The following is a 24,367-nucleotide window of genomic DNA, read 5'->3' on the forward strand; positions in this document are numbered from 1 at the left end:
CATGTCCGAACCCGCAACCAATGCCGGCATGAACACGCTCGTCGCCGTGGCCATCGCCCCATGCGGCACCGGCGACGAGCTGTCCGCCGAGGTCGCCGAGGTCGTGCGCGTCATTCGCGAGAGCGGCCTTCCCAACCGCACCACCTCGATGTTCACCGAGATCGAGGGCGACTGGGACGAGGTCATGCAGGTCGTGCGCGACGCGACCTTTGTGTTGGCGAGCAAGGGCATCCGCACCGAAGTCGTGCTCAAAGCCGATATTCGACCCGGATTTACCGACACCATGACCGGCAAACTCAAGCGCATGGAAGCACAGATCAAAAAGCAGGAGGAAGCACAATGAGCATCCGCGACAACCTTGATATCTCGGCCTATCTGGTACTCGGCCCCGAAAACACCCTCGGACGCCCCGTGAGCGATGTGGTGGCCCAGGCACTCGACGCCGGCTTTACCTGCATCCAGGTGCGCTCCAAGGTGGCAAGCGCCCGCGAGATCATTGCGCTGACCGACGACGCCGCACAGGCAATCGCACAGGCCGGCAAGACCGGTCAGGTCGCCCTGTTAATCGATGACCGTCTGGACTGTGTGCTTGCCGCGCGCGAGCAGGGCATTGCCGTCGATGGCGTGCACGTAGGCCAGAGCGACATTCCCGTCGAGGTCTGCCGCAAGCTGCTGGGCCCCGATGCCATTGTGGGCCTTTCGGCCCGTTGCGAGGAGATGCTCGAGTACGTCAAGACCGCCGACATGAGCCTGGTCGACTACCTGGGCATCGGCCCGCTCCACGAGACCGAGACCAAGCGCGACTGCGGACGCGCGGCCGACGGCTCCATCATCACCAAGAGCTTTGAGGACCTGGCCGCACTCCACGCGGCAAGCCCCGTGCCCATCGTGGTGGGCGGCGGCGTCAAGACGGCCGACCTACCGCAGCTCAAGGCCACTGGCGTCGACGGCTTTTTCGTAGTGAGCGCCGTCTGCAGTGCCGACGACCCCCACGCCGCAGCCAAGGAGCTCGTCGATACCTGGCAGCAGGCATAAGCATAAGTCGAGCAGCCGATTTGCAGCTTCATATCTTCAGCAATGGAAAGCGCATCCCAGTTTGGACACCCATTCTGGGATGCGCTTTCCATATAGAGGCTTAACGGGAAACCGCATCCCAGTCTGAACGCATATTCCGGGACGAACTTTCCGAAACCCCACCGTTTGGGAAACTGTAGCCCGTTCTGAGCGCTCATTCTGGGACGCGCTTTCCGCCGAGTCCGCGGCAGCTTGTCCTACCCCGCCAGATACGCTTCCAACGCCGGCAAAGTCGCCTCTGCATCGTGGCGGCCGACCTGGTAGATGCGCTCGAGCTCATCCGGTTCGCGGCACAGCGACGGCACCTTCACCGATTCGCTCGGCCGCACCACAAAGATTTCCCCGGCAGCCTCTCGACGTGCCAGGTCATCGAGCGTGGCATTGTAGACCTCATGCCGATGCTCAAGCGCTGCAACAAACTCCGGATAGTGACGGAACACGCGCCGCAGCATGGGCATCACGCTGTTGGGCTGCTTCACAAAGCCCGCCGGCTGCGTGAGTACCACGATATTGCGGTCATACCCCTGCGCAAACAGCCATGAGCTGGGAATAGAATCAGCCACGCCACCATCCAGATACTTATGCCCGTCAATAGCAACGGGACGCGTCGCCACAGGAATGGCAGACGACGCCCGGATCCACTCGATATCGCGCTCGTCGCCATACGGTAGATCGTGGTAGACGGCCTTGCCCGTCTCGATATCGGTACACACGCACGTAAATCGCATGGGGCAGGCGCGATACGCCTCCAAGTCGATGGGATCGCGCTCGATAGGCACCTCGTGATAGGCAAAATCGGCATTGAACATATCGCCGGTTCGCAGCCAGCTGGTCACGCTCGCATAGCGCTTGTCGGCGCAATAAGCCTTGTTGTAACGAATGGCACGGCCGATCTGGCGCGATTTAAAGTTGTAGCCAAACGCCGCGCCCGCCGAGACACCCACCATATGGTCGCAGGTCAAACCGCGCTCCATCCAAACGTCGAGCACGCCCGCCGTATACATACCGCGGTAGCCGCCTCCCTCGAGCGCAAGCCCCACCGTGCGCGTCGTATCCGGCTGTGCCATGTGACCATCTCCGTTCCTGCGTTTTAAAACGGGACAAGTATACCCGTCAACATATATCGACTCAGTCGCATTTTTCATGCGCACCCAGGCGTTGCCGTTTGGCGAATAATAGCCGCCCACAGCATGTGCGCCCATATATAATTGTGCACTGTTGTCTATACTACTCAGCTGTTATCAACAGCGAACATTAGCCGGCAAAGTAACTCAACAACGCAGCAAGGCGGGGGCCTGGATACACGCAAGGCGCCGAGCAACGACGCGTGTACACTACGAGCTCGCCCGACGCCATCCGCCCCGACCTCAGAAAGCCGCTTACAACATGGACACCGCCAGCAATTACACCGAAACGCTCGAAAAGACCGTCCGTGACCTTCTCGAGCGTCAGGATGATCTGATTAGGACGGCCTTTACCGACCAGCTCACCGGACTTGGCAACCGCGGCGGCTTTGCCCGTTCCCTAGAGGAAATCTGGGAGCAGGAACTGCCCGTGACCATGGCGTTTATCGACATCGATAACCTTAAGCACTGCAACGACGTCTTTGGGCATGACGAGGGCAACCGCTATATCTTGCAGGTAAGTCTCTATCTCAAGCTGTATATGAAAGTGGACGAGGCGGCGTTTCGCATAGGCGGCGACGAGTTTGCCATCCTGTCTACGATTGCGACCGAGGACGACCTCGCCGAGCGCCTGGAACACTGCCGAACGGTCCTACTCAAAAACAACGATTCCGAGATGCCTCACTCGTTTAGCTACGGAGTGTCGCACGCCGACCCCGCCCTGGGTGAAGTCTCCAATCGCATGACACTCGATGCCGACCATCGCATGTACGACTACAAGCTACGCCATGCCATGCATCTTGATCGACGCAATATCGCGCAAGTCCACACCGACGACTTCGAAATAAGCGATCGCGTTTTTGACGCCTTTTCGATGCTCAACGAAGGCCGTTATTGCTTTATCGAGAACTTGGACAAACATCGCACCCTATGGTCACAAGGCGCCCTGCGCGATCTCGGTCTTCCTTCTGAGCATGTAGACAACTGCCACGATTACTGGAAAACGCGCGTCCACCCCGATGACCTTGAGGCCTACATCAACGACATCGACCAAATCTATAATGGCTCCAAACACCGCCGCGTCATGCAGTACCGCATGCGCAATGCCGCGGGCGACTACGTCCTCTGCCGCGCTCGCGGGTTTCGCATCGACGGCGACGGAAATACCCCCTCGCTCTATGTCGGCGAACTTGTTAACCACTCACTCGCCGAGACCGTCGACGCCGCCACGGGCCTCGGAACACAGCGTATGCTGATCAACGCTATCGATGCCTGCCGTCGCGACCGTTGCGAGACGGGGCTTATAGCGGTCCGCGTTTGTGGCACGGCAAAGTTCAACGAGCTCTACGGGGCCGAGGCTGTCGACAACATGCTCGCCGAATACGCAGGCCGCATGTTATCGATCACCCGCGGCAGAAGTCGCGTCTTCCGCTCGCGAAACGCCCAGTTCGTCGTGCTCAGCAACGATCTGGACCACGAGGCATTCGAGCAACTGACCCATCATCTTAAAGAGGCCGTTTTCGCTCCTGTTCGAATCGCGAACGACACCATTACCCCCGTCTGTCTTGTCGTCCCGGCCTTTTACGAGCGCTTAATCAATCAAGCGACCGCTGTTTTAGGCGAACTCGACCGTCGTCTTCGCACCGCCGGCGGGCTTGCACCCAACGACAGCCTCCCCATACCCGAGATTGAGCGCAAAAGCGCCGTCGCCGAACGCATCGATACGCTCACGGGCCTCTATCGACCCAGTGAGTTTATGCGGCGTGCCAACGCATTTCTTAAGACAAGGCACGGCGGCGCTTGGTGTATCGCCACCGTCGACATGGGTCATATGCGACTGTTTAACGAATGGCACGGACAGGCCGAGGGCGACCGCGTGCTCGCCGATGTGGGCACGGTCCTCAAAGACATCGAGAATGCCGAGATGGGCGTCGCAGGATACTGGGGCCAAGACGACTTTTGCATTCTCATCCCCTTTGAGCACGACACCGTCCATCAAATCTATAACCGCGTTCGCGCCGCCGTGGCCAAGCATGATGACGGCGTGGGTTTCTGGCCGTCCATGGGCGTTTGCCCCATCGACCCCAACGAGGAAATCACCATCGACGCGCAGGCCAAGGCCATGTTTACCAATCGGCGCGCCAAAAACGATTTTAAGGATCGCATCGCCGTCTTTCGCCCCGAGGAATACAAGCGCGAGGTGGCGTTTCACCGCACCCTCACCGAGTTCCAGTATGCGCTCTCAAACGACCGCATCACCTACTACCTGCAGCCCCAGGTTGATATGGAAACCGGCGAGATCATTGGCGCCGAAGCACTCACCCGCTGGATTGACAAAGATGGATCATTGATTCCACCTGCGTCCTTTATCCCGGCGCTCGAGGAAAGCGGCTTTGTGGTGACGCTCGACAAGTACATTTGGCAGGGTGTCGCCTCGTGGCTGCGCGAGCGCATCGATCGAGGACTTTGCGTGGTTCCGGTCTCGCTTAATGTGTCGCGCGTGGATATCCTTGCCTGCGACGTTGCCGAACATATGGAGGCGCTCGCCGCCCAATACAACCTACCGCCCGAGCTCATGCGTATCGAGATCACCGAGACGGCTTATACGGGGGAGTCCGAGGCCGTGGACAAACTGACAGCCGACCTGCACACCCGCGGCTTCTCGACCTATATGGACGATTTTGGCACCGGCCAGTCCACGCTCGCGATGCTCAAGAACGTCAACGTCGACGTCATCAAGCTCGACCGCACCTTTGTGCCCACCGACCGCGATCAAGGCCGCAGCGCGCAGATCGTGTCATCGATGCTCGAGATGGCGCAGTCGCTCCATCTGCCCGTCGTGGTCGAAGGCGTCGAGACAAATGAGCAGGCAAACATACTATGCCACATGGGCGCCCGCTACGCTCAGGGCTTCCTCTACTACTGCCCCATGCCGGCGAATGATTTTGAGGCATTGCTCGATGGTGGCAAAAACAACTGATACGCTCGCGCGCAAAACACCACCGCCGAAGGGGACATTTGTCTCCATTAGCTAACTTATATCCCCAATTCAAACCGAATTGGGGATATGATACGGAGCATCCTGTCACCCAAGGAGGTTATCCATCATGAACGAGTCATATCGCTTGGGCGAGCAATCGATTATTGCCTATCTTCAGCGACTTGCGAATGGTGTCTCGACCGCCGAACTCGATGTTTCCGTGCTGCCTGCTGAGCTACGCGCCGTTGGTGAGCAACTGCAAAAGACGCATGCCATCCTGCAACAAGAGCGCCAGCTGCTTGAGTGCAACGCCTATATCGATCCGCTCACCAACTTGGACAACCGTGGCGGACTCGACCGTCACGTCGAGCAGCTCTGGCGCAAAGGCGACCCCTTCACCTGCGCCTATATTGACATCGACCATCTCAAGCATTGCAATGATAGGTTTGGCCACGCCGAAGGCAATCGCTATATTCTGAGCATCTGTCGCACGCTCTCCGAAACCATGGAGCACGATGAGATGCTGTTCCGTATCGGTGGAGACGAGTTTGTGCTTATCTCGCTCTCTGCAAACGAGACTGAACTCGAGCAGCGCTTGGAGCAGGTACGTGCCGGGCTGATCGAGGCGAGCTCAGGTGGCAAGGCGCCCATGATCGCTAGCTTTAGCTTTGGCTGCTCGCGCGTCAATCCACTTGCCGGCGACACGCGTCGCCAGATGACGATGGATGCCGATCGCAAGATGTATCGCTATAAGCTTATGCATCGTGTGCAGCAACCGAAAGACAATGACGCGCCGCCACACCCAATTGCCGAGCAGCTTCCGTGCAACGACCGCGTATTCCAAGCGATCTCTATGAGCTCCGAGACGCGCTATCCGTTTATCCTCAATCTCGATACGGGCGAATCACAATGGTCGGTTAATGCCGTACGCGATTTTGACCTGCCCTCCCAGCATCCCTACAACTCACTCGACTTGTGGCTTGCCCGCGTTCACCCCGAGGACCGCGACAACGTACGCGCCGAGCTCGACATGGTGATAAACGGTACGTGGCACTTCCACTACATGCAGTATCGCGTGATGGATGCCACCGAAGCATACGTGCTTTGCGACTGCACGGGCTACCGCTTGGACGGCACCGATACCGAGCCCAACATGTACGTGGGCATGATTATCAACCGCAGCTTGGCAGATACGACCGATTCCGTGACCGGCCTGGGCGACATCCACGCCCTGGTCAACGCCATTGGCGAAATGCGTCGCGTCGCGCGCAAGGCGGGCTTGGTCGCCATTAAAATCGACGATATCGCTCAGGTCAATGCCCGCTTTGGCTTTGATGCGGGCGACCGCGTTTTGGCGGAGAGCGCCGCCTGCCTCATGGATTGTTCGCGCGGTAAGGGTCGTCTGTTCCGCTCGACCGGACCGATGTTCGTGGCGCTTTTCGACGAATTCGATCCCGAAGAGACCGACGCGATCGCAAAGGAAATCGAGCGGTTCCTGGGCTCTCCCGTGCTCTTTGGCTCGTTTGAATATCAGCCGCCCCTTCGCGTGGCCACGCTTCATCTGGATACCGTCGACCGACAGCCCGTTTCCATTTTGAACGAGCTCAAAGTGTTGCTCGGGAAAGCCGTGCAGGTGCCAGGTACCAAACTGGATTAGCACCACGCCCGCACCGCCTCCCCCATCGTGCGATAATCCTCTGCAGAAGTCACCAACAGCAGAGGAAGTTTGTGATGAAGGTTCTTTTGGTCAATGGCAGCCCCAAGGCAAACGGCAACACCGCTCGCGCGCTCGCCGAAGTCGCCGAGCAACTTAAAGCCGAGGGCATCGACAGCGAGGTATTCCAACTGGGCGCCAAGCCCATCCGCGACTGCATCGGCTGCGGTCAGTGCGGCAAGCTTGGCGGTCGCTGCACCTTTGACGACGACGTGGTGAACGAGCTCATCGCTGCCGCCGAGCAGGCAGATGGCTTTGTCTTTGGCTCCCCCGTCTACTATGCGCATCCCAGCGGACGCATTCTCTCGGCACTCGATCGCGCATTCTATGCCGGTAGCAAAGCTTTTGCACACAAGCCGGGCGCTGCCGTCGCCGTCGCCCGTCGCGGCGGTACGTCGACGACCTTCGACGTGCTCAATAAGTACTTCACCATCAACCAGATGCCTGTGGTAGCGTCCACGTACTGGAACAACGTGTTTGGCTGCGTGCCCGGCGACGCCGACGGAGATGCCGAGGGTCTGGCCACCATGCGCAACATCGGCAAGAACATGGCCTGGCTCCTGCATTGTATCGAGGCAGGACAGGCCGCCGGCATCGAAGCCCCCGAGGCCGACCGCGCCAGGACCAACTTCATTCGTTAGAACGGCGGAACATGAATATCCAGATTTTTGGCACCAAGAAGTCCTTCGATACCAAGAAGGCCCAGCGCTATTTTAAGGAGCGCCGCATCAAGGTGCAGTTTATCGACCTTAAGGAAAAGGAGATGAGCAAAGGCGAGCTCACGAGCGTGATGCAGGCGGTCGGCGGCATCGACAAGCTGCTCAACCCCAAGGCCAAGGACGAGGAGACGCTCGCGCTCATCCAGCACCTCACCCCTAGCCAGCGCTTCGACAAGTTGCTCGAGAACCAGCAGGTTCTAGCCGAGCCCATCGTGCGCAACGGCAAAAAGGCCACCGTCGGTTATTGCCCCGATGTATGGGGAGCCTGGGAGTAGCCTGTGTTATTTGCCGGCGCGTGGGTATAAGAGCAGGCGTTTGGCATAAGATTCAACTGTAAGCCATGTCTAACAAAGGAGGGCACATGCCCAACAAACCCGTGAAGATCATCATGCTTACCGGATACCTCGGTGCCGGCAAGACCACGCTGCTCAACCACATCCTCGCTAACGACGGCGGCATCCGCGCCGCCGTGATCGTCAACGATATCGGCGAGATCAACGTCGACGCCAGCCTCATCGCCGACGGCGGCCTTTCCGAGACCGACGACCTCATCCCGCTCACCAACGGCTGCATCTGCTGTACGCTTTCGGATGACCTGGCCAACCAGCTGCAGGGCATCGCCGATTCGGGCAAGTTCGACTACATCATCATCGAGGCATCGGGCATTTGCGAGCCCATCCCCATCGCCTACACCATCTCGAGCTTCTGCGACGAGGCCAAGGTAGGCGGCGAGCCCAAGCTCGCGCTCGATAACATCGTGGCCGTGGTCGACTGTGCCCGCATGTACGACGAGTTCAACGGCGGTCGCGACCTGCTGGCTGAGGATATCGACGAGGACGACATCGAAAGCCTGCTCATCCAGCAGATTGAATTCTGCTCCACGCTGATCCTCAACAAGACCGACACCGTGACGCCTGAGCAGATCGCCGAGCTCAAGGCCATCGTGCGCAGCCTGCAGAAGGACGCCGTGATCGTCGAGGCGCAAAACGGCGAGGTTCCCATGGAGGAGCTGCTCGACACCGACCGCTTCGACTTTATGCGCGCCTACAACTCCGCCGCTTGGATCGAGGCCATGGAGCATCCCGAGGAGCACGACGACCCCGAGGTGCTCGAGTACGACATCGAGACCTTTGTGTACTCGCGCCGCAAGCCGTTTGACCTGCAGAAGTTCACCGATTTTGTTGAGCAGGAGTGGCCCGACGAGGTCATCCGCGTCAAGGGTCCGCTGTGGCAGACCGGCGATCCGGACATGTGCTACATGTTTGAGCAGGCCGGCCACCAGATGCGTCTGATGGAGAACGGCCTGTTTGTCGACTCGGCGCCCGAGGGCGAGAAGCAGAAGATCATCGACGAGAACCCTGAGATCATGCAGATTTGGGACGACGAGACGGGCGACCGCATGACGAGCCTGTGCATCATCGGCCGTCACATGGACAAGGATGCGCTCATCGCCTCCCTCGATGCCTGCCTGACCGACTGGCACCGCGCCTAGGTTTATCCAAGCGGGCATTTTTCCGCCTACGTAACCGCCAAACCACCACGAAGGTGCCTGTCCCCTTCGTGGTGGTTTTTCGTTCTGAGCCAAGGAGATTCATGTTCAACATTGTGCTGTATGCGCCCGAGATTCCGGCCAATACGGGCAATATCGGCCGTACCTGCGTGGTCACCGGCGCCCGCCTACATCTGGTGGAGCCGCTGGGCTTTTCGCTCGATGACAAGACGGTACGTCGCGCCGGCCTGGGCTACTGGCAAAACTTGGACGTGGCGACCTATGCCGGCTGGGAGGATTTCCTTGCACGCAGCGGCCTCTCCCCCGCCGACGAGCGCCTGCATCTGCTGACCAAAAAGGCACGCCGCACCTATGCGCAGAGTACCTACCGCGATGGCGACTACTTGGTCTTTGGCAGCGAGAGCTCGGGGATTCCCGAGCCGCTGCTTGCCGCGGCGCCCGAGCGCTGCGAACGCATCCCCATGTTGCGCGATTGCGATTCGCTTGACAACGCCGAGGCCTGGGAAGCCCACGAGGAATCGCTCGGACATACCGAGAACAGCCACAAAGCCATCCTTCAACAGGATATCTGCGGCAACTTCGTCGACCCGGACGACTACCGCATCAGCGCACTCAACCTCTCCAACAGCGCTGCTATCGTCCTCTACGAGGCCCTGCGCCAAACAGGCTTTCCGGGAATGTGACCAAGGAACTGTCCCTTTGTCACATTCGGTTAGAGGTAGCGACCGGTGATGCTCTTGGAGCAGGCCGCGATGTCGCCCGGCGTGCCGGCGCAGACGACTCGCCCGCCCGCATCGCCACCGCCCGGGCCCATATCGATCACATAATCGGCATTACGGATAAGGTCGAGATCGTGTTCGATCACGACAACTGTGGCGCCCTTGGCGACAAGGCCGTCAAACACACCCAGCAACACCTGAACATCGAGCGGATGCAGGCCGATCGTGGGCTCGTCAAATACGAATACGGCATCGTCCTGCACGCGGCCCATCTCGCTCGCAAGCTTAAGACGCTGCGCCTCGCCGCCCGAAAGCGCCGGCGTGGGCTCACCGAGCGTGAGATAACCCAAGCCCAGGTCGTGCAAGGTCTGCAAGCGCGCCTGTACCTTTTTGAGTCCCAGCGTGGCGTCGAGGGCCTCGTCCACACTCATGTCCATGAGCTGCGGCAACGTCAGTAAGCTCCCGTCCTTGCCCTCGCGATGGATATGCGAAGCCGCGTCTGCATAACGTGAGCCGCGACATGCCGGACAGACGATCTCGACGTCGGGCAAAAACTGCACGTCGAGCGATATCGAGCCCGTGCCATCGCACGTAGGGCAGCGCAAAGCGCCAGTGTTGTAGCTAAAGGCGCCCGCCTTGTAGCCGGCTGCCTTGGCCTCGGGCGTACGGGCGAAGGCGCGACGCAGCTCGTCATGGATGTCGGCATAAGTCGCTACCGTCGAACGCACGTTGGCACCGATGGGCGTGGCGTCTATCAGGTTGGCACGTGCAATGCCTTCGGCATCGACCCAACGCACATGTTTTGGCAGGCGCTCGCCGGCCGCCTGCGCCTTGAGCGCCGGAATGAGCGTCTCGAGCACCAACGTCGTCTTACCCGAACCCGAAACGCCCGTCACCGCGACAAGGCGGCCGCGCGGGATATCGACTTCGAGCGGCTTGACGGTATGAATGGTATCGGTCGCCATGCGGATATGGCCCTGGTCGAACATTTCGTCGTCAGCCACCTGCGGCCGCAAGCGCTTGGGGTCTGCGCGTAAAAACGGCGCGATGCGGCTGCCCTGCGATTGTTCGACCTCGTCCACCGTACCTGCAGCGATCACATTACCGCCGCCTGCTCCGGCAACGGGGCCCATCTCGACCAGATAGTCGGCTTCCGCTAGTACGCGCGTATCGTGGTCGACAACAACCACGGTGTTGCCGTCATCCACCAGATCGCGCATTACGCCCACCAAGCCGTCGACATTGGCAGGATGCAAGCCAATCGAGGGCTCGTCCAGCACATAAAGCACGCCCGTCGATCGGTTGCGCACCACGCGGGCGAGCTGCACACGCTGGCGCTCACCCGTGGAGAGCGTAGCACCGGCGCGGTCGAGCGAGAGGTAATCGAGCCCCAGGTCGACCAGGCGACGAGCCGTGCTCAAAAACGAATCGCAGATATCCACTGCCATGGGCTGCATCTCGGCCGGCAAGGATGCGGGCACCCCGCGCACCCACTCAATCGCCTCACCCAACGTCATGGCCGCGGCCTGCGCCAGATTGATACCGCGCACCTGGGGCTGGCGCGCAACCTCGGAGAGGCGCGTGCCGCCGCAATCGCGGCATGGGCCCTCGCGCAAAAAGCGTGCAACGCGCTTAAGCCCCTTATCGTCCTTAACCTTGGCGAGCGCATTCTCGACGGTATAGACGGCGTTGTAATAGGTAAAGTCAAGCGGCGTGGCGCCCTCGCCGTTTTTGGGAACGTAGAGGATGTGCTTCTTAACCGCCGGACCATGGAACACGATGTCGCGCTCTTTAGGCGTGAGCTGGTTAAACGGCACGTCGGTGCGCACGCCCATCTCGCCGGCCACCTGCTTCATCAGGTCCCACATGAGCGTGCCCCAGGGAAGCACCGCGCCTTCGTTGATAGTCTTGGACTCGTCGGGCACCAGGCTCGCCTCGTCTACCTCGCGCATGACACCGGTGCCGCCACAGGTGGGACACGCGCCGCCGCTATTGAAAGCCAAATCCTCGGCACTCGGCGCGTAGAACTCGCGGCCGCATGCGGGGCACGTGAGCGACAGGCCCGCAGCCACGTTAAGGCTCGGCTCCACGCGCGCCCCGCAATGCGGGCACACGTGATGGGCGCAACGGCTAAAGAGCAGGCGCAAGCTGTTGTTGAGCTCGGTCATGGTGCCAAAGGTCGAGCGTACGCCTGGCACACTGGGACGCTGATGCAACGCGAGCGCCGCCGGCACGTGCAGCACCTCGTCCACCTGGGCGTGCTCGGCCTGGGTGAGCCGTCGGCGGGTATAGGTGCTGAGCGCCTCCAGGTAACGGCGCGAGCCCTCGGCATAAAGAACTCCCAGCGCCAGCGAGCTCTTGCCCGAACCCGATACGCCGGCAATGCCCACGAGCCTTCCCAGCGGAATATCGATATCGATGTTCTTGAGGTTGTGGACGCGCGCGCCACGCACCTCGATAGCACTTGGTTGTTGCGGCACCGTCATCGCTCCCCTTTCAGTTAATCGAATATGACAAGAGGACTGTCCCTTTGTCACATTACTCGTGCCATAAAACGCGGTCGCGGATGTACTCGCCCAGCATGGGCACGGTAAACCGGACGAGGCCGTATCCGGCAGCCTCGATGACGCGCTCGCGAATCAGGCTTGCGCGATATTTACTCGCCCAGCTCTGAGTACGGTCGCAGCGCTCAATGATATCCGCCATGCGCGTCGGCTCACCCTCGTCAGCAGCCATAGCCTCGATAAAGAGGCGTTGCGGACTGCGCAATCCATAATACAGGGGCGCGTCGACCGCTTCGTAGAACTCAGAGATGGCATCCGCATGGCCAGCCTCGACATCGTGCCTTTCGATGACCTGCGAGCCACGCCGGACGGCAGAGCGCCACATGTAATAGCCCACCAGCTGAACCATATAGGGATGCCCCATGCTCTTGTGTGCCGCAAGGTCCGCCGTCTCCGCGTCAACGTAAAGACCAGCGTCTTTGACCGTCTGGATATATGAATCACGCACCTTGGGCAAAGATATCGCCCCCAGCGTACGCTGCTGGGCACGCCGCAAAAACGTCACGCTCGGCTCTTCGAGCAGGTCGTCAACCATACTGGGCAAGCCAGCGAACACCAGCGCAAGACCGCGCTGGTCGCTATCGGACAAGCCCGTGGCATCCTGGTCTCCGAGCACCTGTTGATAGAGGACGGCAAGAGCCGCCAGTTCCTCGATAGACGCCGATTGCGCCTCGTCAATCGCAAACAGCATGCCCTTGCCTGGACCGAGCTTCTTGAGGCGCTCGTTGACCAGCCCTCGCAACGTTTCGCCCTTTGCTCGCGCCGCCTCGACCGACATCCGGCCAAACGACGGACCGAATTCCATTGACGACACAACGGGCTTATTCGAGCGAAGCGCGTCGGCCAAGCGGTCGCATAAGCCAAGCGAAGCGGAATCGGAGACAACCGCCCATCCGCGCTCATTGGCTAGACGTTGCAGCTCCCGCAGGAGAACCGTCTTGCCGCAGCCGCGGTTTCCCGTAATGAGCATGAGCCTGCCCGGCGCTCCGGCGCCGTTATCGAGCCCTTCCTCAAAATCTTCAATGACCGACTCGCGACCGATGAGTATCGGGGGCCGCTTACCAGCTGTGGGCTTAAAGGGATTTGGATTCATATCGGCCTCCTCGGATTGGCAAACCCTGGTAACAGTTATACCAACTTATACCGAGTTATACCAACAGGATGCGACAAAGAGACTGAACCTCTATCACCTATGGCCGAAAAACTCGGCGTCTGCTGCTCGCCAAGGGCGGAAGGTGGCGGGATCGACCTTTACGTGCGCCGCGGCGGGTACGTCGTACCATTTGACCGTGTAACCGGCGCCGTGAGAGCAAAAGACCGAATCGGGCGTGTTGGGCAGATCGGCCTCGGGCTCATAGGCGGCCGTCTCGATGACGCACTCGGCATCATGGCAAGCCGCATAGCCGGCGAACTCTAGGTACAGATGCCCGCGACCGCTCGTGTAGGCAGCCACCTCCAGCGCATAATCCTGTACCTCGGATGCCGGAACGCGACCCACAAGCTTCGCCCGGTCTCCCGCCATCGCCGGCGGCTCGTACTCGGCACTCATGCGCGTGGCATCCGAGAGCGCCCGGCCCACACACTCCCCCGGCACCTCGAGCTCAAAGTGGTACCACGGCTCCAGCAGCACCGCCGCGCCCGCCTCGCGCGCCTGCATCAAACCCTGGCGAATCGCGCGGTACGTGGCCTGGCGAAAATCGCCGCCCTCGGTGTGTTTGGCATGCGCGCGGCCGCCCGTGAGCGTAATGCGCACATCGGTGATGGGCGAGCCGGTCAGCACGCCCAGGTGGTCGCGCTCCATGGCGTTGGTGAGTGCCAGACGCTGCCAGTTAAGATCGAGCTCGTCGGTCGAGGTCAAGGTGCCAAACTGCACGCCCGAACCTGCTGGCAACGGCTCCAGGCGCAGATGCACCTCGGCATAGTGACGCAGCGGCTCAAAGTGGCCCACACCCTCAACCGGCTGCGAGATAGTCTCCTTATAGAGAATGCCGCCGGGCTCAAACTCGACCGCAAGGCCAAAACGATCGGCCAGCACGCGCTGCACGACCTCGAGCTGCACGGCGCCCATCAACTGCAGGTGAATCTGCTCAAGATGCGTATTCCAGCTTACGCCGAGCATGGGATCTTCGTCCGCCAACTCAGTCAATGCTTTGAACACCGTATGGATGTCGTGTTCGCCCGGCAGCACCGTATAGGTGAGGACTGGCGCAATGACGGGCGCATCGCCCGCGGACTCCGCGCCCAGGGCGTCCCCTGGGCGAACGTGCGCAAGGCCCGTCACGGCGCAGATGCCGCCAGCGGCAACTTCCTGGGCAAGCTCGTATTTCTCACCGTTATAGATGCGCACTTGATCGACCTTCTGCTCCCATGCCTCGGCACCGGAACGTCCGTCAATCATCTGCTTGGCGTGCAGCGTGCCGCCGGTCACTTTAACCCAAGCCAAACGCTCGCCGTGATCTCCGCGGCTGACACGATAGACGCGCGCGGCAAACTCCGGGAGCCACGCCTGTTCACGCATCAGCGCGCATATGCCGTCCAGCAACTCGTCCACGCCTTGGTCCTTGAGCGCCGAGCCGGCAAAGCAGGGAAAGAGCTTGCGCTCGGCAACCATGCGCGACAGCGTTGCGACGGAAAGCTCACCCGCTTCAAGAAACTCTTCGAGCGCCGCCTCGTCCAACGCAGCAGCATCCTCCTGAACGGCACCGCCCGCCAGCAGTTCGTTGGCATTCAGGCAGCCCTCGGAAAGACGCTGCCCGAGTTGTGCCAGCAAAACATCGCGGCCGGGATTCTCCAAATCGATTTTGTTGATATAGATGAACGTCGGAATGTCATAGCGCGCAAGCAGGCGCCACAGGGTTTCGGTGTGCCCCTGCACGCCATCGTTGGCGCCCACAACCAAAATCGCGTAGTCGAGCGCGCGCAGTGTGCGCTCCGCCTCGGCCGAAAAATCGACGTGGCCGGGTGCATCCACGAGCATGACGTGGGTATCGTCGTGGTCGAGCACGGCCTGCGACGAGAAAATCGTGATGCCACGCTCGCGCTCGATCGTGTTAGTGTCCAGGTGAGAATCGCCATCGTCCACACGGCCGCGTTTGCGAATGCGGCCCGCGTTGAACAGCATAGCCTCGGCCAGCGTGGTCTTGCCGGCATCGACATGTGCCAAGATTCCAACGACCGCTTGCTTCGACATGGCTCTCCTCTTATTACAAGCCCATCGCACGCGGCAACGGGCATCCTCGTTCCACACTGGATGATACAATTTACGGGCCGGCGGGCGAAGCGGGCCCTATCCCCCGACCGAGCTCATCGCCCTGCGTTGCCGCGCGGCGATTTTCGTAGGTTCGCGCCTTGCGAAAGCCGGCACCTCCCCTTTTTGTCCGCCCGGACTCATCTGGGCGGTGACAACGCGAGCCCCACAACGACGCGTTTTACCAAAAATGGCCCCACTCGAGGCCATTTTTTATTTGAGCTGGGTGATGATACGTGCCTTGGCTCCTACACCTCGCGCAGCCAATCAAACGCGACACGCGGCGTACCGTCCGACACATATACGATACCGGCGCGCTTAAACCCGGCCTTGGTGATGGCGCCCTGCATGGGCAGATTGTCTTGGTGCGTGTCGATACGCAGATGGTCGGTGCGTTCCTTGGCAAAGGCAAACATCGCAGCAGCGACGCCATGCGTGGTGCCGTCCGACGCCACGCGATGCAGCACATGGTATGGAGCGTCGCTGCGCCAGGCGCCATCCTCGATGACGTCATAGCACTCGTCCGGACCCGGTAAAAAGGCAAACGTCGCCACCACGCGACCGTCGACTTCGCACACATAGCTGCCACCGGCGGCGATATCGGCAGCCACCTGCTCGACCGAAGGCGTGCCCTCGGGCCACTGCGTGGCGTTGCCATGCGCGCGCATAAAGGCACGAGCCGCGTCATAGGTAGCCATGACGGCGGGAATGTCGGTATCGAGGGTTTTTCTGATCATCACACGGCGACCTCACGTTTATTGGTATCACTTTGATTGAGCAATGATACCAACGTTTGGAGAGGGTGCGAAGCAGATGGGGAGCAAGAAGCGAGCCGCCTGGTCAAAGGCCAAAAGCGAGTTTTTGGGCGCTGCCACCGGCGGCGATATGAGCGACCTGTTTGCGCGCGAGGACGAGCGCCGCGACGCCCTGGGCGCCGAGCGCGATGAGGCTTGGCGCTATAAGTCGTGCGAGCGCAAAAACCGGTACGACACACGCGCCGAGGCCGAGGCCGTTATGGCCGACTGCGAAAACCGCGGACGACGCGGTTTAGCCTGCTACAAATGCGAACACTGCGGCGGATGGCATCTGACGTCACACCCTTGGAAATAGACCTCGCATCGGCACGATGGCTGGCGAAGCGCAAGCTACGGGCGAGGCGGCACCAAAACATCGTAACGAACGGCCTTGCCCGCAAGTTGATAGCTCGGCTTGACGCCGGCAAGCAGCGGCCCCTTCACCGGCCGTTTGATAACGACCTTGCGCGGCCGCACCGCAAGCGCAGCTTCGACCAGCGTCTCCTCATCGGCACACGGCTGTTCCAGATGGTGCAAGAGTTGGAACTTCTTTTTCACCGCCGCGCTCTTGGTGCGCTCGGGAAACATGGGGTCCAGATACACCACGTCGGGAGCGGTGAGCTCGCCCTGCCCGATCAGCTCAGCTGTATGGCGAAGGCCGGCAATGCTGTCCTCGCCCGCACGTAAGCGCATGCGCGCCACGGCTGTCGCAAGCGCCGGATCATCTGCCGCGCGATCCAAAGCATCCTTGAGGAGCGCCGCGATCACGCAATCCTGCTCATACAAATCGACCGCAAAACCCGCGGCAGCCAGCAGCAGCGAATCCTCGCCAAAGCCTGCCGTGGCGTCAATCGCCCATGGGCGCTCGACGCCCTTTGTGCGCGCAGCCTTCACCAGCAGCTCTTGCTGCAGACGACCCTGCTTGAGCCGCGGAAGCATGCGGCCAAAATCGGCACGCAGCTCCATCGTGCCATCGGTGAGCGTGAGGCCCTCGGACGTCCGCACGAGCTCGAGCCCAGCAGCCCGAGCAACAGAAAAGGGATCGACGACGCCCATGGACACTCCTTAGCAAGCAAAACGAATACGTGAGCGCCACCTCAGTTGGCACCCAACCGTCCGCTATTGTCCCACACGCGACATGGTCCACAGCATCCCAATGCAAAGCACCGCCATCAATCCCGTGCACACGGCAGCGATCACGGAATCGCCCATACGCCTTCCTAACGAACGCGGCTCACGCACTTGCTTGGCTCCGTACATCACGGCTCCTCCTTCGGTCCAGCTCTTACCATGGCCTCATCATCGCAGCGCCGCGCATACGCTGCCATCGATTTGACTTACGTCCAGCTTTCCTTTTTGAAAGGTTGGACCGCACAGGCAAGAGTCGCTTTCAGGCGCATGCATCGCCGCGTTGAACTACAATGTGCTTCACCATATATGCCGCAACCTGGGCGCGACAGATTCACCGCCCCTGCATCGAAAGGACCAGTTATGAGCCCCGCTCGCAAGACACTCAAAATCCTTGCCCTGATTTATTTTGTTCTGGGCATCGCCAGTCTCGTCATTGGAATCGCCGGCATCGCGACCGGCAAGTTCGAGTCCACCTACGGGCCGAACGCCATGCTCGCCACGGTCGTGCTTGTCGCCAAGGGCCTCATCGATCTCGCCGCAGGTGTTGCGGGCATCAAGGGCGCCAACAAGCCTTCGCAGGTAGGCGGCGCGTTTAAGCTCGGCATCGTCGCCGCAATCGCCACGATTGCGCAGGCTGTGCTCACGCTCCCCGCGTTTGGCGGCGACGCCATCAACTATGGCGCCTTTGTCATCGTGGTGTACGACCTGTTCTTTATTCAGCAGGCACACGACATTAAGGCCGAAAACAAGGACCGCCTGTAGGCACCTGTCTCCCATAACCCCTGCTATCAAGCAACTAAAAGGGCCGATCGCGCATCCCCGCGGTCGGCCCTTTACGTTTGCCCAGATAAAACCTGCCAAAATAAACCTGTCCCTTTTTGGTAGGTTAGTGGCGGTACTCGGCGATGATGAAGTCGATGTCGGTTTGAAGGGTGTCCAGGTTTGCCAGGCGCTCTTTGTCGGCAGGGCGCGTGCGGTAATAGTACGGCGTCATCTGGAACACCGCCTCGATGTCAGCCTGGGCCTGAAGCGTAATGTTCGCAGACACCCGCTGCGTTCCGACCAACTCGAGCTCGGTGGTCTTCGGCAGCTTCTCATCGTTAAGGTACGGTGTGTCGTAGAGCACCTCTTTAAGCCCAAAGAGATGACGGGCACCCGGCACCACGGTGTAGAGCGAGCCCTCTGGCGCCAGCACGCGGGCAAACTCACGCTCGTTAAAGGGAGCGAAGAGCTCGGTCACCATATCGAAGGCGCCATCGGCCACGGGGATGTCCTTCATGTTGGCCACGAAGTAGGTCGCATCGCCGCGCTTGGCGGCCAGGCGCACCATCTCTTTACCCAGGTCAAAGCCGTAAGCATCCACGCCCGAAACCGCGCCCATGGCACTGGTGTAGTAGCCCTCGCCGCAGCAAATATCGAGCAACGTCATGGGGCAGTTCGTTGACACGGCACGACCAGACACCCGCTCGCGCACCAGCTCGACCATCGCATCGCGCAACGGCGCATAGTATCCGCGGTTCAGAAAGTCACGACGGCTGCGCGCCTGCGACTTGGGATCACCCATGGAGTCACCGCTCTTGGACGAGCGCAGCAGATATAGATAGCCCTCGCGCGCACGGTCAAACCGGTGTCCGCCCGCGCATGCAGCACCGCGCTCGTCGTCCACCAACGGCTCATGGCAAACGGGACACAACAACATGGCAACTCCTTAGCGCGGACAACACAACGCCCACCATTGTCGCACGCCTTCCCCAACTAGTCATTGGAGACGTTCTTGAATGACTAAGGAGTGTCCCCAGCTGCCGACAGAAAAGGAACGTCCCTAAGTGCCGGCTGGTTGCATTAGGAGTATCATCGTCTGCGCAAATAAGCACGAAAGAGCATATTAGAGATTGAGAGCGTATGGCAGACACCGCATCTAAGCACATTGACATGACCACCGGCTCGCTGTGGCGCAATATTCCCCTGTTCGCCTTCCCCGTGGCCGCCACGAGTATCTTGGAGCAGCTGTCGAACCTCATCGCCACGGTCATCATCGGTAACTTCTCGGGCGACCAGGGGACCCTCGCCATGGCGGCGGTCGGCTCCAATGTTCCGCTTACCAGTCTTATGCTCAACCTGTTTATTGGCATGTCGCTTGGCTCCAACGTGGTCATCGCCAACGCTATCGGCCGCAACGATCAGAACATGATCAAACGCGCCGTCCATACCTCGATTTTAATGGCGCTCGTGGGCTTTGTCGTCATCGCACTGGGCGAGATCTTTGCCGAGCCCATGCTCGCCGCGCTCAACGTTCCCGCCGAAACCATGCCGCTCGCTTCGCTCTACCTGCGCGTCTTTTTGCTGAGCATGCCCTCGATCTTGCTCTACAACTTTGAGGCCGCGATTTTCCGCTCCGTCGGCATCACCCGCATGCCGTTGCAGGCGCTTGCCGTGTCCACCGTCCTCAACATTGGCCTGGACCTCATCTTTGTCCCCGTGCTCCACTGGGGTGTCGCGGGCGTCGCCATCGCCACCGCCATCGCCTACACCGTCAGCGCCGCTACACTCTTTATCCGTCTGCTCAAGACCGACTCCGTCGTCCGCGTCACCCCGCGTGACCTGGCTATCGACCCCGTCGCCCTCAAGCGCATCGTCAAGATCGGCCTGCCCGCCGGCATCCAAAGCGCCGTCTTTGCCGTCGCCAATATCATCATCCAGTCCGCCATCAACAGCTTGGGCACCGAGGTCATGGCGGCCTCGAGCGCCGCCATGAGCCTGGAGTACGTGTGCTACAACCTGCTCAACAGCTTTAGCCAGGCTTGCACCACCTTTGTGGGACAAAACCACGGTGCCCGCCAGATCGACCGCTGCACCAAGACGCTCAAGGTCTGCCTGATCGAAGGCGGTATCGTCGCGCTCACCACCATCGTCATCATCGTAGGCTTGGGACGCGAAATCCTGGCGCTGTTCAACAGCGACCCCAACATCGTCTCGATCGGCTATATCCGCGTGTGCTCGATCTTCCCTGCCTACGCCTTTAGCATGTTCTACGAAAACATGTCCGGCTACCTGCGCGGCTTTGGCATCTCGCTCATGCCCGCCCTCATCACCATGATCTGCGTCTGCGGTATTCGCTTCTATTGGGTATTCTGCGTGTTCCCGCACTTCCGCACCTTTGCGAACATCATGATGGTCTACCCCATCAGCCTGGGCACCACGGCGTTCTTTATGGTCGTGGCGGTACTACTCTGCCACCCGGCACGCACCTATCGCGCCGCCCAAGCCAAAGCGACAGCCCGCTAAACACCGCACTCAACGCCATGCCAGTCATTAATTGACAATATGTGAGCTCATATAGTCGATAAAGTGCCTCGTGGCGATAGGCATGGTGTCCCAGCTGCGCCAGGCCGCCACCACGTCGCGCGAGGGAGCGTGCACGATGGGACGCACGCGAATATCGGCCCTCATGCCCTCGACGGTACGGCGATACAGCATACTCACGCCTAGGCCCTCCTCCACCATCGCCATGATGGTGTAGTCGTCGGTCACCTCGCTCGTCACGTGCGGCGACAGCCCATGCGCCGCGAATGCATCGAGCACCAGGCTCTGTTCGCCCTCATCCAGCAGCACAAACGGCTCGGACGCCAGGTCGGCGAGCGTCACCTTTTCCTTTGCCGTCAGCGGATGCGCGGCCGGCAACAGTGCTACCAACTCATCGTGATAGACCACGCGCTTCTCGAGCCCAGCAGTAAATCCGCGTGCCGTAAAGCAAAAATCAACCACGCCATCGTGCACCCACTGGGCATTGCGCGTGTAATCGCCCTGTTTGAGCGTAAAGCGTACACCCGGATGCAGGGCACCAAAGTCGCGGATCACGCGCGGCAACACGGTGCGGCTCACGTTGGTAAACGTTGCGATACGAATATCAGTCGAGGAGAGTCCCAGCAATTCCTGGCGCTTGCCCTCAAGCTCGGCCTCGGCAGTTACGATTTGGCGCAGATACGGCAGGTACTGCTTGCCGTCGCGCGTAAGCGAGACACCTTGCTTACCGCGCTCGATAAGCGTGGTACCCAGCTCGCGCTCGAGCGCCTTGACGGCCTGGCTCACCGCGCTTTGCGTATAGCCCAGCTCATCGGCTGCACCCTTAAGACTGCCGCGATCGACCACCATACAAACAATCTGATACCGCGATGCCATCGTACCTCCACATCGACGTAGCCGTAAAACGTTTTGCCAGCGCTTTTCCCGCCTACATTAGTATTACTTAATCATACTGAAGATACATTCGCTTTACTACATCTAAATCTGGGAGCAGAATCCTTTTTGCGAAACCGTTCTGTAACAAAAGGAGTCCCATGGATCGCAAAAAAGCAATCGCGCTCTCGTTTTCCGTTCCCGTCGCATGGGGCTTTTCGTACCCCCTCATGAAGATCGGCATGGACAGCATGAACGCCACGAGCATCGTTGCGCTGCGCTGCATCATCGCCTTTGCGGCCTGCCTGTTGCTCTTCCACAAGCGCGCTTTCCGCATCAACCGCGACCTTATGGTTCGCGCCGCCATCATCGGCGCCATCATGGCAACCGAGCTCACCTGCATGTGCCTGGGTTCCAGCCTCACCTCCGCCTCAACCGCCGGCTTTTTGCAGAGCCTGACGGTCGTAATCGTGCCGTTTGCCAACGCCGCCCTGCTGCGCCGCGCCCCCGAGCGCAAAGTTCTCGTCGGCACCGCCATCGTCACCTGTGGCATGCTGCTGCTCTCGGGCGCCGACTTCACCAGCCTGAACCCGGGCGCGCTCATCATGTTGCTCTCAGCCTTTATCTATGCCAGCCACATTATCGTAGCCAAGCGCTTTGTCGAAGAAGTCGACCCGCTGGCCCTGGGCGGTTGGCAGCTTGGCTTCGGCGGCTTATTCTCGGGTATCGCCGCATTCACCTTTGGCGGTTTCACGCTTCCCGGCACGCCGGGCGAGGTCGTGGTCGTCATCGCGCTCGCACTCATCTGCTCTGCCTACGGCTTTATCACCCAGACGCTCGTACAGCCCCACGTGCCCGCCGAGACCACGGGCTTTGCCTTCTCGCTCGAGCCGGTCTGCTCCGCCGTCTTCTCGTTTTTCCTGGTTGGCGAGGTCCTGAGCCCCATCGCCTTCTTTGGCGCCGCCCTCATCCTCACCGGCGTCATGGTGGCAACCGTCGAGCTCCCGCGCCTTCGCTCGCAAGGACACGCTCACATGGCAGGAGCACCCGAGCGCGTCTCGTAGACCCCACTCTTCATACAGCCGCGGCATAAAGGCAACCGGTGCGCCTTTACAATAGATGCCGACATAGCATCTGCCATAAAGGAGTTCCATGGACACCGCAACGCGCGACCGCAACATAGCAGCTTGGTTGGGCGATGCGCCGCAGCCGGTACGTGACACGACGAACCAGCTGCTCGAGCGCATCGCCCTTTTGCGTGCCGAGCAGACCATCTACCCGGCACAAGACGACATCCTCAATGCCCTCGCCTACACGCCGGCAGACCACGTCAAGGTTGTCATCTTGGGTCAAGACCCCTATCACGGACCCAACCAGGCAATGGGGTTGTCGTTCTCGGTCCCCGCGTCGCAAACCAAGTTGCCGCCGAGCCTGCGCAACATCTATAAGGAACTCAACGCCGATCTGGGTTGCCCCATTCCCGCCACGGGAGAACTAACCCCATGGGCACAACAGGGCGTCCTGCTCCTCAACACTACGCTCACCGTGCGTGAGCATGCCGCGAATTCGCACGCCAAACTGGGCTGGAGCACGCTCACCGACTACGTTATCGAACGCTGCTGTCAGCTGCCCCAACCGGTCGTCTTTTTGGCATGGGGCCGCTTTGCCCAGCAAATGGTTGAGGGCAAGCTCGACGCGATCGGCGCGGGCAAGGCAACCGGCAAGTTCTGCCTAGCTTCTACGCACCCCTCGCCGCTTTCGGCCAACCGCGCCACGGCAGAACTCCCCGCCTTTATAGGGTCGCGCCCCTTCTCGGCAGCCAATCGGCTACTCGAACAGCACGGCTCGACCCCCGTCAACTGGACTTGCCTCGGCTAAAAATCAATACATCAAAAACGCGCCCGACGGATTTCCATCGGGCGCGTTTTCTACTCGGGCCAGATAAACTGGGTGCGGCCGGCCTCGCCGCCATCGATCAGCAGGCTCTGCCCGGTCATAAACCGGTTGGTCACGCCCACAAAGTAGATCCACTCGGCGATCTCTTGGGCGGTGGCCCAGCGTTTAAGCGGCGTGAGCTCCATAATCTGGTTCCACAGGTGCTCGTCTTCCATCACGCAACGGTTGAGCGGCGTGATAACGCCGCCCGGGTCCACACTGTTGGCGATGGCCTGCGGTGCTAGGCGGTTTGCAAGGTTTTTGGTGTAGGCGATAACGCCGCCCTTGCTGGCGGCATAGGCGGGAAACTCCGATCCCGTATGTCCGCTCGCCGACCCCACATTGACCACGGATTTGATAGTCGGCGCCGGCTTGGCGGCAAGCCCCTCCCCCACAAAGGCGTAGCGTTCGGTCACGTTGATGGTGCCACACAGGTTGGCGGCAATGTCGTCGGCCGAATCCTGCGTACCGGCAACGTTCACGATTACTTGAGGCTCAAGGTCGCCTGGAAACGAGTCAGGCTCGCGGACATCAACGATCAAATGGCGGTAGCGCTCGTGCTCGACCGCCGCCGGCAGCAGGTCAAAGCCCACGACCTCGTGGCCCTCGTCCAAAAAGCGCTGCACGCACGCGGCTCCGATACCGCCCGAAGCGCCCGTGATCAAAACCCGCATGCTTGC

At 60.5% G+C, this 24,367-nt stretch carries 22 protein-coding genes; 13 read left to right on the top strand and 9 right to left on the bottom strand.

Annotated elements, in window-relative coordinates; translation table 11 throughout:
• Nucleotide 1: 1 nt before the first annotated feature.
• Together AAAX59_RS05950 and AAAX59_RS05955 are read left to right on the top strand one after the other, a co-directional pair.
• Nucleotides 2–343, top strand: a complete 342-nt coding sequence (locus AAAX59_RS05950; protein ID WP_229030451.1) for a thiamine-binding protein — start codon at nucleotides 2–4, stop codon at nucleotides 341–343.
• Entirely contained in the window at nucleotides 340–1,035 is a 696-nt protein-coding gene (locus AAAX59_RS05955) for a thiamine phosphate synthase (RefSeq protein WP_349071096.1), read from the top strand. The genes AAAX59_RS05950 and AAAX59_RS05955 overlap by 4 nt, the downstream gene beginning before the upstream one ends.
• Before the next feature lie 236 nt (nucleotides 1,036–1,271).
• Here AAAX59_RS05955 and AAAX59_RS05960 read toward each other — a convergent pair whose 3' ends face one another.
• Nucleotides 1,272–2,141: a patatin family protein gene (locus tag AAAX59_RS05960; RefSeq protein ID WP_349071097.1), complete on the bottom strand. Its 870-nt coding sequence runs from the start codon at nucleotides 2,139–2,141 to the stop codon at nucleotides 1,272–1,274.
• A gap of 319 nt (nucleotides 2,142–2,460) precedes the next feature.
• Here AAAX59_RS05960 and AAAX59_RS05965 point away from each other — a divergent pair, with 319 nt between their 5' ends.
• From AAAX59_RS05965 to AAAX59_RS05990, 6 genes are all read left to right on the top strand, one after another.
• Nucleotides 2,461–5,178, top strand: a complete 2,718-nt coding sequence (locus AAAX59_RS05965; RefSeq protein ID WP_349071098.1) for an EAL domain-containing protein — start codon at nucleotides 2,461–2,463, stop codon at nucleotides 5,176–5,178.
• A gap of 127 nt (nucleotides 5,179–5,305) precedes the next feature.
• Nucleotides 5,306–6,835, top strand: a complete 1,530-nt coding sequence (locus AAAX59_RS05970) for a diguanylate cyclase (RefSeq protein WP_089572908.1) — start codon at nucleotides 5,306–5,308, stop codon at nucleotides 6,833–6,835.
• Between the two features lie 74 nt (nucleotides 6,836–6,909).
• On the top strand, nucleotides 6,910–7,533 hold the full coding sequence (locus tag AAAX59_RS05975) for a flavodoxin family protein (RefSeq protein WP_349071099.1): 624 nt from the start codon (nucleotides 6,910–6,912) through the stop codon (nucleotides 7,531–7,533).
• 11 nt (nucleotides 7,534–7,544) lie between these two features.
• Nucleotides 7,545–7,886 (top strand): ArsC/Spx/MgsR family protein, encoded by a 342-nt coding sequence (locus AAAX59_RS05980; protein ID WP_022093957.1) that lies wholly within the window; start codon nucleotides 7,545–7,547, stop codon nucleotides 7,884–7,886.
• Nucleotides 7,887–7,972: 86 nt separating this feature from the next.
• Entirely contained in the window at nucleotides 7,973–9,103 is a 1,131-nt protein-coding gene (locus tag AAAX59_RS05985) for a GTP-binding protein (protein WP_117635529.1), read from the top strand.
• Between the two features lie 101 nt (nucleotides 9,104–9,204).
• The gene (locus AAAX59_RS05990; RefSeq protein WP_349071100.1) at nucleotides 9,205–9,804 is read left to right on the top strand and encodes a tRNA (cytidine(34)-2'-O)-methyltransferase; all 600 of its coding nucleotides are present in this window, start codon (nucleotides 9,205–9,207) and stop codon (nucleotides 9,802–9,804) included.
• A 29-nt stretch (nucleotides 9,805–9,833) separates the two neighbouring features.
• Here the strand turns inward: AAAX59_RS05990 and AAAX59_RS05995 are convergent, their stop codons facing one another.
• The 4 genes from AAAX59_RS05995 to AAAX59_RS06010 all read right to left on the bottom strand — a co-directional run bounded on the left by AAAX59_RS05995 (nucleotide 9,834) and on the right by AAAX59_RS06010 (nucleotide 16,388).
• Complete coding sequence (locus AAAX59_RS05995; protein WP_349071101.1) at nucleotides 9,834–12,326, bottom strand: excinuclease ABC subunit UvrA; 2,493 nt, start codon at nucleotides 12,324–12,326, stop codon at nucleotides 9,834–9,836.
• A gap of 52 nt (nucleotides 12,327–12,378) precedes the next feature.
• Entirely contained in the window at nucleotides 12,379–13,497 is a 1,119-nt protein-coding gene (locus tag AAAX59_RS06000) for an ATP-binding protein (RefSeq protein ID WP_349071102.1), read from the bottom strand.
• 93 nt (nucleotides 13,498–13,590) lie between these two features.
• The gene (locus tag AAAX59_RS06005) at nucleotides 13,591–15,594 is read right to left on the bottom strand and encodes a translation factor GTPase family protein (protein ID WP_349071104.1); all 2,004 of its coding nucleotides are present in this window, start codon (nucleotides 15,592–15,594) and stop codon (nucleotides 13,591–13,593) included.
• Nucleotides 15,595–15,899: 305 nt separating this feature from the next.
• Complete coding sequence (locus tag AAAX59_RS06010) at nucleotides 15,900–16,388, bottom strand: N-acetyltransferase (protein WP_117757290.1); 489 nt, start codon at nucleotides 16,386–16,388, stop codon at nucleotides 15,900–15,902.
• 76 nt (nucleotides 16,389–16,464) lie between these two features.
• Here AAAX59_RS06010 and AAAX59_RS06015 point away from each other — a divergent pair, with 76 nt between their 5' ends.
• Entirely contained in the window at nucleotides 16,465–16,761 is a 297-nt protein-coding gene (locus AAAX59_RS06015; protein ID WP_349071105.1) for a hypothetical protein, read from the top strand.
• 35 nt (nucleotides 16,762–16,796) lie between these two features.
• Here AAAX59_RS06015 and AAAX59_RS06020 read toward each other — a convergent pair whose 3' ends face one another.
• Nucleotides 16,797–17,501: a class I SAM-dependent methyltransferase gene (locus AAAX59_RS06020; protein ID WP_349071106.1), complete on the bottom strand. Its 705-nt coding sequence runs from the start codon at nucleotides 17,499–17,501 to the stop codon at nucleotides 16,797–16,799.
• Between the two features lie 435 nt (nucleotides 17,502–17,936).
• Here AAAX59_RS06020 and AAAX59_RS06025 point away from each other — a divergent pair, with 435 nt between their 5' ends.
• Nucleotides 17,937–18,338 carry a hypothetical protein gene (locus AAAX59_RS06025; protein ID WP_349071107.1) on the top strand — a complete coding sequence of 134 codons (402 nt, stop codon included), beginning with the start codon at nucleotides 17,937–17,939 and terminating at the stop codon, nucleotides 18,336–18,338.
• A gap of 124 nt (nucleotides 18,339–18,462) precedes the next feature.
• Here the strand turns inward: AAAX59_RS06025 and AAAX59_RS06030 are convergent, their stop codons facing one another.
• Nucleotides 18,463–19,275 (bottom strand): putative RNA methyltransferase, encoded by an 813-nt coding sequence (locus tag AAAX59_RS06030; RefSeq protein ID WP_349071108.1) that lies wholly within the window; start codon nucleotides 19,273–19,275, stop codon nucleotides 18,463–18,465.
• Between the two features lie 203 nt (nucleotides 19,276–19,478).
• Here AAAX59_RS06030 and AAAX59_RS06035 point away from each other — a divergent pair, with 203 nt between their 5' ends.
• Nucleotides 19,479–20,861: an MATE family efflux transporter gene (locus tag AAAX59_RS06035; protein WP_349071109.1), complete on the top strand. Its 1,383-nt coding sequence runs from the start codon at nucleotides 19,479–19,481 to the stop codon at nucleotides 20,859–20,861.
• 27 nt (nucleotides 20,862–20,888) lie between these two features.
• On the opposite strand, the gene AAAX59_RS06040 is transcribed toward AAAX59_RS06035, so the two are convergent.
• Nucleotides 20,889–21,755 (bottom strand): LysR family transcriptional regulator, encoded by an 867-nt coding sequence (locus AAAX59_RS06040; RefSeq protein ID WP_117766861.1) that lies wholly within the window; start codon nucleotides 21,753–21,755, stop codon nucleotides 20,889–20,891.
• 158 nt (nucleotides 21,756–21,913) lie between these two features.
• On the opposite strand from AAAX59_RS06040, the gene AAAX59_RS06045 reads away from it, so the two are divergent.
• Nucleotides 21,914–22,816 (top strand): DMT family transporter, encoded by a 903-nt coding sequence (locus AAAX59_RS06045; RefSeq protein WP_349071110.1) that lies wholly within the window; start codon nucleotides 21,914–21,916, stop codon nucleotides 22,814–22,816.
• 88 nt (nucleotides 22,817–22,904) lie between these two features.
• Nucleotides 22,905–23,630, top strand: coding sequence for a uracil-DNA glycosylase (locus tag AAAX59_RS06050; RefSeq protein WP_349071111.1), 726 nt, complete (start codon nucleotides 22,905–22,907; stop codon nucleotides 23,628–23,630).
• 50 nt (nucleotides 23,631–23,680) lie between these two features.
• Here the strand turns inward: AAAX59_RS06050 and AAAX59_RS06055 are convergent, their stop codons facing one another.
• A complete protein-coding gene (locus AAAX59_RS06055; protein WP_349071112.1) occupies nucleotides 23,681–24,361 on the bottom strand; it encodes an SDR family oxidoreductase in 681 nt (226 codons plus the stop codon).
• Nucleotides 24,362–24,367 lie beyond the last annotated feature (6 nt).

It is taken from the genome of Collinsella sp. CLA-ER-H2, from assembly GCF_040092405.1.
GTDB lineage: Bacteria > Actinomycetota > Coriobacteriia > Coriobacteriales > Coriobacteriaceae > Collinsella.